Source organism: Sagittula sp. S175, assembly GCF_049800975.1.
Lineage (GTDB): Bacteria > Pseudomonadota > Alphaproteobacteria > Rhodobacterales > Rhodobacteraceae > Sagittula.
Window position 1 is genome coordinate 1 of sequence record NZ_JBNAGB010000027.1, and the last position, 9,228, is coordinate 9,228.

Below are 9,228 nucleotides of genomic sequence, written 5' to 3' on the forward strand. Positions count from 1 at the left end.
TGTATGCGGCGTCGGTTGCTGATCCGGCGGCTTTCTGGGGCGAGCAGGCGAAGCGGCTCGACTGGATGAAACAGCCGACCGAGATCAAGAACACCGATTTCACCCTCGGCCAGGTCAAGATCGAGTGGTTCCGCGACGGCACGCTGAACGTGGCCGCGAACTGCATCGACCGCCATCTGGAAAAGCGCGGCAACCAGACAGCCATCATCTTTGAACCCGATGATCCCAACGAGCAGGCGCAGTCGATTTCCTACAACGACCTGCACCGCCGCGTCTGCCGCATGGCAAACGTGCTGGAAACCATGGGCGTCAAGAAGGGCGACCGGGTCATCATCTACCTCCCGATGATCCCCGAGGCCGCCTATGCCATGCTCGCCTGCGCCCGCATCGGCGCGATCCATTCCATCGTCTTCGCCGGCTTCTCGCCCGACGCCCTCGCCGCCCGTGTGAACGGCTGCGACGCCAAGGTCGTCATCACCGCCGACGAAGCCCCGCGCGGAGGCCGCAAGACCCCGCTGAAGACCAATGCCGACAAGGCGCTCTTGCACTGCAAGGACAGCGTGAAGTGCCTCGTGGTCAAGCGCACCGGTGGCCAGACCACCTGGGTGGACGGCCGCGATTATGACTACAACGAGATGGCTCTGGAAGCGTCCGACTACTGCCAGCCCGTTGAAATGAATGCCGAAGACCCGCTGTTCATCCTTTACACCTCCGGCTCGACGGGCCAGCCGAAGGGCGTTGTACACACGACGGGTGGATATCTCCTTTACGCGTCGCTGACGCAGGAAGTTGTCTTCGATTATCATGAAGGCGACGTTTACTGGTGCACGGCAGACGTGGGTTGGGTCACCGGACACTCGTATATCGTGTACGGTCCGCTGGCGAACGGCGCGACCACGCTGATGTTCGAGGGCGTGCCGACCTACCCGGATGCCAGCCGTTTCTGGCAGGTCTGCGAAAAGCACAAGGTGAACCAGTTCTACACCGCGCCGACGGCGATCCGCGCGCTGATGGGCCAGGGTCCGGAGTTCGTCGAGAAATGCGACCTCAGCTCCCTGCGCATCCTCGGCACTGTGGGCGAACCGATCAACCCCGAGGCCTGGAACTGGTACAACGACATCGTCGGCAAAGGTAAATGCCCGATCGTCGACACTTGGTGGCAGACCGAGACCGGCGGCCACCTGCTGACCCCGCTGCCGGGCGCCCATGCAACCAAACCGGGTGCCGCGATGAAGCCGTTCTTTGGCGTGCAGCCGGTGGTTCTGGACCCGCAGTCGGGCCAGGAAATCGACGCCTTGCCGACCGAGGGCGTACTGGCGATCAAGGACAGCTGGCCCGGCCAGATGCGCACCGTCTGGGGCGATCACGAGCGGTTCGAGAAGACCTACTTTGCTGATTACAAAGGCTATTACTTCTCGGGCGACGGCTGCCGCCGCGACGCGGACGGCGACTACTGGATCACCGGGCGCGTCGATGACGTCATCAACGTCTCGGGCCACCGCATGGGCACCGCAGAGGTCGAATCGGCCCTCGTGGCGCATGAGAAGGTCGCCGAGGCCGCAGTGGTCGGCTACCCGCACGAGATCAAGGGCCAGGGCATTTACTGCTACGTCACCTTGATGAACGGCGTGGAGCCTTCGGAGGATCTGAAGAAGGAGCTACGCACCTGGGTCCGCACGGAAATCGGCCCGATCGCGTCCCCCGACCTGATCCAATGGGCCCCCGGCCTGCCCAAGACCCGCTCGGGCAAGATCATGCGCCGCATCCTGCGCAAGATCGCCGAAAACGACTACGGCGCCCTCGGCGACACCTCCACACTCGCAGAACCCGCCGTCGTCGACGATCTGATCGAAAACCGGATGAACAGGGCCTGAACCGATGCTTGATACAGCCAAGAACATCGCCCCCGTCCTGATCCTGCTTGGCCCCCCGGGGGCCGGCAAGGGCACGCAGGCCCGCATGCTCGAAGAGCAGTTCGGCTTCGTCCAGTTGTCCACCGGCGACCTGCTGCGCGCAGCGGTCGCGGCGGGCACCGAGGCGGGCCAGCGTGCCAAGGCCGTCATGGAGGCCGGTCAGCTGGTTTCCGACGACATCGTCATCGCGATCCTGCGGGACCGCATGGCCGAAGACGATTGCGCCAAGGGCGTGATCCTCGACGGCTTCCCGCGCACCGCCGTTCAGGCCGAAGCGCTGGACGACCTGCTGGCCGAAACCGGTCAGAAGATCGACGCGGCCATCAGCCTCGAAGTCGACGACGCCGCCATGGTGACCCGCATCGCGGGCCGCTACACATGCGGCGGCTGCGGCGAAGGCTACCACGACAGCTTCAAGCAGCCCGCCAAGGCAGGGACCTGCGACAAGTGTGGCGGCACCGAGATGAAGCGCCGCGCCGACGACAACGCCGAAACCGTGGCGAGCCGACTGGAGGCCTACCACGCCCAAACGGCGCCGCTGATCACCTACTACAAGGGCCAGGGCGCCCTGATCGGCATCGACGCCATGGGTGAGATCGAGGACATCGCAGCCAAGATGTCCGCCATCGTCAAGACCGCCACGGCGTGACATTCGCCCGGCCCCGAAATGGGCCGGGCCGAAGAACCCGTCACGGGGGCGTCGCAGCCCGCGTGACACAAGAGAGGGGGTCCCCCGCGCACCGGGGGGCGAAAACTGGGAAGGAGGGACCGCTCATGGCGGATCACACCACGAATTCGGCCGCGCAGGCCGAGGCTGGCAAGAGCTACTGGCAAGCCAACCTGCGCCTCATCATCATCTGTCTGGTCATCTGGGCGCTGTGCAGCTTCGGCTTCGGCATCCTGCTGCGCCCGATGCTCTCCGGCATCAGCGTCGGCGGCTCGGACCTGGGCTTCTGGTTCGCGCAACAAGGCTCGATCCTCGTCTTCCTGGCGCTGATCTTCTTCTACGCCTGGCGCATGAACAAGCTCGATAAAGAATACGGCGTGGACGAGGAATAAGAGCCATGGATCAGTTTACCATCAACCTGCTGTTCGTGGGCGCGTCCTTCGCGATCTACATCGGCATCGCGATCTGGGCCCGCGCGGGCTCCACGTCGGAATTCTACGCCGCAGGCCGCGGCGTTCACCCGGTCACCAACGGCATGGCGACGGCAGCAGACTGGATGTCCGCGGCCTCCTTCCTGTCGATGGCGGGCCTCATCGCCTTCACCGGCTATGACAACTCGGCCTTCCTCATGGGCTGGACCGGTGGCTACGTGCTGCTGGCGCTGCTGCTTGCGCCCTACCTGCGCAAGTTCGGCAAGTTCACCGTCTCCGAGTTCATCGGTGACCGCTTCTACTCGCCGACCGCGCGCATGGTGGCCGTGATCTGCCTCATCATCGCCTCGGTCACCTACGTGATCGGCCAGATGACTGGCGTCGGCGTGGCCTTTGGCCGGTTCCTCGAAGTGTCGAACACCACCGGCCTGCTGATCGGTGCCGTGATCGTGTTCGCCTACGCGGTGTTCGGCGGCATGAAGGGCGTGACCTACACGCAGGTCGCGCAGTACGTCGTGCTGATCCTCGCTTACACCATCCCGGCGATCTTCATCTCGCTGCAGCTGACCGGCAACCCGATCCCGGGCCTGGGCCTGTTCGGCAATGACGTGAACACCGGCGCGCCACTCCTGCAGACACTCGACCAGATCGTGACCGAACTGGGTTTCAACCAGTACACCGCGCACAACGGTGACACGCTGAACATGGTTCTGTTCACCCTGTCGCTGATGATCGGCACCGCTGGCCTGCCCCACGTCATCATGCGCTTCTTCACCGTGCCGAAGGTGTCCGACGCACGCTGGTCCGCTGGCTGGGCACTTGTCTTCATCGCGCTGCTGTACCTGACGGCTCCGGCCGTGGGTGCCATGGCGCGCCTGAACATCACCCAGCAGTTCTGGCCCGAAGGCACTGCGGGTCAGGCCGTGTCGCTCGAGCAGATCGAGAACGACGCCGAGTACGACTGGATGGCAACCTGGCAGAAGACCGGGATGCTGGGCTGGGAAGACAAGAACGGTGACGGCCGCATCCAGTACTACAACGAGAAGTCCCCTGCGATGCAGGAAAAGGCAGCTGCTGAAGGCTGGACCGGCAACGAGCTGACCAACTTCAACAACGACATCCTGGTTCTCGCCAACCCGGAAATCGCCAACCTGCCGTCTTGGGTTATCGGTCTCGTCGCGGCCGGTGGTCTTGCCGCCGCGCTGTCGACCGCTGCCGGTCTGCTGCTCGCCATTTCGTCGGCCGTCTCGCACGACCTGATGAAGGGTCAGCTGACCCCGAACATCTCGGAAAAGAACGAACTGCTGGCCGCCCGGATCGCCATGGGTGTGTCCATCGCCGTCGCAACCTGGCTGGGTCTGAACCCCCCGGGCTTCGCGGCGCAGACAGTGGCCCTGGCCTTCGGCCTGGCAGCAGCCTCGATCTTCCCGGTTCTCATGATGGGCATCTTCTCGAAGGTGAACAACAAGGGCGCCGTGGCCGGTATGCTGTCCGGCTTCCTCGTGACGCTGATCTACATCTTCCTGCACAAGGGCTGGTTCTTCATCCCCGATACCAACAGCTACACCGACGCGGCGCCGCTGTTCTTCGGGATCAAGTCCACCTCCTTCGGCGCGGTGGGTGCGATCATCAACTTCGCGGTGGCCTTCACCGTGTCCGCGATGACCAAGCCGATCCCGCGCGAGATCGAAGAGCTGGTGGAATCCGTGCGCATCCCGCGCGGTGCCTCGGCGGCCATCGACCACTAAGCCCTTCTGAAAGAATGACACCGGACCGGCCCCCTCGCGGGGCCGGTTTGCTTTTGATGGGTTTCGATCTGGCTGCGCCAGATCGACCGACGCGCCTGACGGCGCGTAGGGGGCGCTGCCCCCGTCTTCCGTCCCGGAAGACTCCCCCGAGGGTATTTGGATCAAGATGAAGGCAAAGGCCGAGCGAGCTTCATCTTGATCCAAATACCGTCGGGGGGAGCGCGCCAGCGCGGGGGGCAGAGCCCCCTGTATGCGGGCGCAGCCCGCGTCGGTCGCCTTGGCGCAGCCAAGGCGAAACACCTTTGGTGCCATGGCGCGGCACAAGCGCCACGGTGAGCCGAGAATTGCCTCCAAATCCTTGTCCAGCCTACGATTCCCGCGTGCCGGGAGGTAGACAGGTCCCAGAACATGCCGCGAGGTTGCCATGCCCATCGACCGCGATTCCCTCCGCGCTTTTCTCGCCACAGTGCACCCCTACGATGCGCTGCCACCAGAAACCGTCGAGGCGCTCCTTCCAGCCTTCCGTCCCCTGTCGCTGGCCGCCCATCGGTCGGTTTACACAATGGATCAACCGCTGGAGGGCCTTTATCTTATCCACAGCGGCGCCGTGGCCGTGACCGACCGCAACGGGGTGCAGATCTCGGCGCTCGGCCCGCGCAACTCGTTTGGCGAGCGCGGGCTTCTGCGCGATGGCCGGGCCGTCACCGCCGCTGAGACGACCGCCGACAGCCTGCTTCTGGTCCTGTCCCGCGACGCCTTTCTCAAGCTGGTCGAGACCCAGCCCGCCGTAACGAAATTCTTTGACCGAACCCGCCCGGCGCGACCGAAGCGGGCCGACCTGGCCACCAGCAGGGTCGAGACGTTGATGGCTACGACGCCCCTCACCTGCCCGCCAGAGACCACCGTGCAGAAGGCCGCGCAGATGATGGCCGAACGCCATGTCTCCTCCATCTGCATCACCGCGGGCGACGCGCTGAAGGGCATCGCCACCATCCGTGACCTGTCGGGCAAGGTGGTCGGCGGCGGCCTGCCTTTCGACACGCCGATCACCGACGTCATGACCGCCAATCCCCTGACCCTGCCCCCTTCGGCCATCGGCTCGGACGTGCTGCACATGATGATGGAACGGCGCATCGGCCACGTCCCCATCGCCTGCGACGACAGGCTGGTGGGCATCATCACGCAGACCGACCTGACCCGCTTTCAGGCCATGACTTCGGCGGAACTGGTGTCCGAGATCGCCCATGCCCCGGATGCGGACGCCATGGCCCGCGCCACGGCACGCATCCCGCAACTGCTGGTGCAACTGGTGGCGGCCGGTAACCGGCACGAGGTGGTGACGCGGCTCATCACCGACATTGCAGACACCGCCACGCGCCGTCTGCTGACACTGGCCGAAACCAAGCTCGGCCCCGCCCCCGTCCCCTACCTCTGGGCCGCCTGCGGCAGCCAGGGACGGCAGGAACAGACCGGCGTGTCCGATCAGGACAACGTCCTGATCCTGCACGACAGTTTCACCGAGGACATGCGGCCCTACTTCACCGACCTCGCCGCCGAGGTCACCAAGGGCCTCGACACCTGCGGCTATGTCTTCTGCCCCGGCGACATGATGGCCTCCGCCCCCCGCTGGTGCCAGCCGCTGTCCACATGGCGCACCTACTTCCGCAACTGGATCGGCAAGCCGAACCCCGAGGCGCAGATGCTGGCCTCGGTCATGTTCGACCTGCGTCCCATCGGCGGCGACCCGACCCTCTTGCAGGACCTGCAGAACGAGACGCTGGACGGCGCGGCAAAGAACTCGATCTTCGTGGCGCACATGGTGTCGAACTCGCTGAAGCACACCCCGCCGCTGGGCCTGCTGCGCGGGTTCGCCACGATCCGTTCGGGCGAGCACAAGAACCAGATCGACCTGAAGCATTCCGGCGTGGTGCCCGTGGTGGACCTTGGCCGGGTCTACGCGCTGCAAGGGCGGCTGACCGCCGTCAACACCCGCGCCCGGCTGGAGGCCGCCATCGCCGCAGGCGTCCTGTCGGCCAGCGGTGGGCAGGACCTGCTCGACGCCTACGACCTGATCGCCGAAACCCGGCTGGAACACCAGGCCGCACTGGTCAAGGCGGGCGAGGCTCCGAACAACTACCTTGCCCCCGCGACGCTGTCGGACTTTGAGCGAAGTCATTTGCGCGACGCCTTCGTGGTGGTGAAGTCGCTGCAATCCGCGCTGGGACACGGTAAGGGTATGCTTGGGTGAGGAGCGGTTCGGCTAAGCCGATGAAGGGTCCGGGGGACCCTTCACGCGACGAACGGGCGAAGTCCCGGGGTGTTGTCCAAAGCACCTCGCCAAAGACGGAGCGTCATTGACGCCAAGAGGATCGGCGCCTGCGCGCCAAAGGGACCAACTGGGCGCCATGACCCGGCCCATCAAAGGAGGAGGACGCCATGTTCTGGGAACTGCTGGCCGTGATCTTTGCCGGGCTCGCCGGGGCCGGTATCATGCTCGGGATCACCCGCGCCACACGCCTGCCCCGCTGGCTGGTGCCCGTGGGCGCGGGCGTCGCCATGCTCGCCGCGACGATCTCGTCGGAATACGGCTGGTACACGCGCACGGTCACCCATTTGCCCGAGGGCGTGAAGGTCGCGCGATCCGTTGACGAAAAGGTGTTTTATCGCCCGTGGACCTACGTCTTTCCGATGACCAACCGCTTTGTCGCGCTGGACACCGGTCGCCTGCAGGCCAACCTGGAAACACCGCAACTGTACATGGCGGACATGTACCTGTTTGCCCGCTGGCAACCCACAGTCGCGGCCCAGATCATGGTGGATTGCGCCGGACACCGCCGCGCCGCACCCGCCAACGGCGAAGGCACAGACCCCGCGTGGTATGACGCAGGCCCCGACGATCCCATCGTCAAGACCGTCTGCGAGGCCTTTTGATGTTCACCCGGATGTCTCTCCGCCTGCGCATCTTCCTGTTCTTCTGCCTGCTGGGCCTTGGCGGTACGGCCATCACGCTGGGGGCGATGTATGCGGGCTGGCAGCGGGCGCTCAACTCGGACGTCTCCAACGGCTTCACCTTTGCCGCGGCTCTGGCCAGCTTTGGCCTGCTGGCGCTGGCCGCCGGGATCTGGCTGCTGTTCGACGAAAACGTCGCCAAGCCCATCGAACGGCTCTCCGCCGAACTGCGCGTGCGCGCCCATGCGGGCATATCCACCGAGGTCGACGCGCAATCCGCCCGCTATCTCGGCGACCTCGCCCCCGCTGCCTCCGCCCTGTCGACCAAGCTGTCGCAAAGCGCGCTCGACTCGGCGGACCGCATCGCGGCCGAGACCGCGCGGCTGGAGGATGAAAAGGCCCGCCTCACCGCCCTGCTGACCGAGATCCCCGTCGCCACGATCCTCGTGAACAGCGCCGACCTGATCGTGCTCTATGACGGTCAGGCCGCCGAAGTGCTGGCCTCGCAGGCCCACCCCCGGCTGAATGCGCCGCTTACGGATTACTTCGACGGGCCCTCGCTGGGATCGGCCTGCGCAAAGATGAACAAGACCGGCAAGGAGGTCTCCGTCACCCTGCCCGGCAACGATCCCTCGCAAACCTATGATGCGCGGCTGCGCCCCATGCGCGGCGGCGGCTACATGGTGCTGGTGGATGCCGCGCACCTCGACCTGCCGCCCGAGGCCGCGCGGCCTTTGACCTATGATTTTGACCTGTTCGAACACCATCCGGGCGCGCTGGATCAACTGCCGCTGGGGCGGCTGACCTTCACGGTCTTCGACACGGAAACCACGGGGCTGCTGCCGCACAAGGACGAGATCGTGCAGATCGGCGCTGTGCGCATCGTCAACGGCCGCATCGTGCCGGGCGAAAAGATCGACCAGCTCATCGATCCCGGCCGCCCGATCCCGCCCGCCTCGACCAAGGTGCACCACGTCACCGACGCCATGGTGGCGGGCAAGCCCGACATCGCCAAGGCGGGCAAGGCCTTCCACACCTTCGCGCGCGGATCGGTCATCGTGGCGCATAACGCGCCCTTCGACATGGCGTTTTTGCATCGGCACAAGCGGGCGATGGGGGTGGAATGGGATCACCCGATCCTCGACACGGTGCTCCTGTCCGCCGTGCTGTTCGGCGCCTCGCAGACCCATACGCTGGACGCACTCTGTGACCGACTCGCCGTGACCATCCCGCCCGAGCTGCGCCACACGGCGCTGGGGGATGCGGTGGCGACCGCCGAGGTTCTGGCCCGCATGCTGCCCATGCTTGAGGCGCGCGGGATGAAGACGCTTGCGGATGTGCTGGCCGAGACGAAGCGCCACGGCCGCCTGCTGGAAGACCTAAACTGAGGGGTTTCGCCTTGGCTCCGCCAAGCCGACGGGTTTCGTGTATTTCGCCTTGGCTCCGCCAGGGCGACCGGCGCGGGGCCCCCCGCGGGGCGCGGCCCACCCCACCAGAGGGGAGCTGGGGCGCCCGCCCAA

Annotated in this window: 7 protein-coding genes; all 7 read left to right on the top strand. The window is 65.6% G+C overall.

Annotated features, from left to right (window positions below; all coding sequences use genetic code 11):
- Positions 1-1,874 (top strand): acetate--CoA ligase (gene acs / locus ACP16H_RS22785; protein WP_425074531.1); only part of this gene is annotated, 1,874 nt, incomplete at its 5' end.
- Positions 1,875-1,878: 4 nt separating this feature from the next.
- Positions 1,879-2,562, top strand: a complete 684-nt coding sequence (locus tag ACP16H_RS22790; RefSeq protein WP_425074532.1) for an adenylate kinase — start codon at positions 1,879-1,881, stop codon at positions 2,560-2,562.
- Positions 2,563-2,687: 125 nt separating this feature from the next.
- The gene (locus ACP16H_RS22795; protein WP_425074533.1) at positions 2,688-2,972 is read left to right on the top strand and encodes a DUF4212 domain-containing protein; all 285 of its coding nucleotides are present in this window, start codon (positions 2,688-2,690) and stop codon (positions 2,970-2,972) included.
- 5 nt (positions 2,973-2,977) lie between these two features.
- Entirely contained in the window at positions 2,978-4,759 is a 1,782-nt protein-coding gene (locus tag ACP16H_RS22800; RefSeq protein ID WP_425074534.1) for a sodium:solute symporter family protein, read from the top strand.
- Between the two features lie 424 nt (positions 4,760-5,183).
- A complete protein-coding gene (locus tag ACP16H_RS22805) occupies positions 5,184-7,007 on the top strand; it encodes a DUF294 nucleotidyltransferase-like domain-containing protein (protein WP_425074535.1) in 1,824 nt (607 codons plus the stop codon).
- A gap of 188 nt (positions 7,008-7,195) precedes the next feature.
- Positions 7,196-7,690, top strand: a complete 495-nt coding sequence (locus ACP16H_RS22810; RefSeq protein WP_425074536.1) for a hypothetical protein — start codon at positions 7,196-7,198, stop codon at positions 7,688-7,690.
- Positions 7,690-9,096, top strand: coding sequence for an exonuclease domain-containing protein (locus ACP16H_RS22815; RefSeq protein WP_425074537.1), 1,407 nt, complete (start codon positions 7,690-7,692; stop codon positions 9,094-9,096). The genes ACP16H_RS22810 and ACP16H_RS22815 overlap by 1 nt, the downstream gene beginning before the upstream one ends.
- The last annotated feature ends 132 nt before the right edge of the window (positions 9,097-9,228 follow it).

What these genes read in the sequence shown, in the direction of transcription:
- ACP16H_RS22790 (WP_425074532.1), top strand. Translation starts at nt 1,879, where the DNA reads ATGCTTGATACAGCCAAGAACATCGCCCCCGTCCTGATCCTGCTTGGC.
- ACP16H_RS22795 (WP_425074533.1), top strand. Translation starts at nt 2,688, where the DNA reads ATGGCGGATCACACCACGAATTCGGCCGCGCAGGCCGAGGCTGGCAAG.
- ACP16H_RS22800 (WP_425074534.1), top strand. Translation starts at nt 2,978, where the DNA reads ATGGATCAGTTTACCATCAACCTGCTGTTCGTGGGCGCGTCCTTCGCG.
- ACP16H_RS22805 (WP_425074535.1), top strand. Translation starts at nt 5,184, where the DNA reads ATGCCCATCGACCGCGATTCCCTCCGCGCTTTTCTCGCCACAGTGCAC.
- ACP16H_RS22810 (WP_425074536.1), top strand. Translation starts at nt 7,196, where the DNA reads ATGTTCTGGGAACTGCTGGCCGTGATCTTTGCCGGGCTCGCCGGGGCC.
- ACP16H_RS22815 (WP_425074537.1), top strand. Translation starts at nt 7,690, where the DNA reads ATGTTCACCCGGATGTCTCTCCGCCTGCGCATCTTCCTGTTCTTCTGC.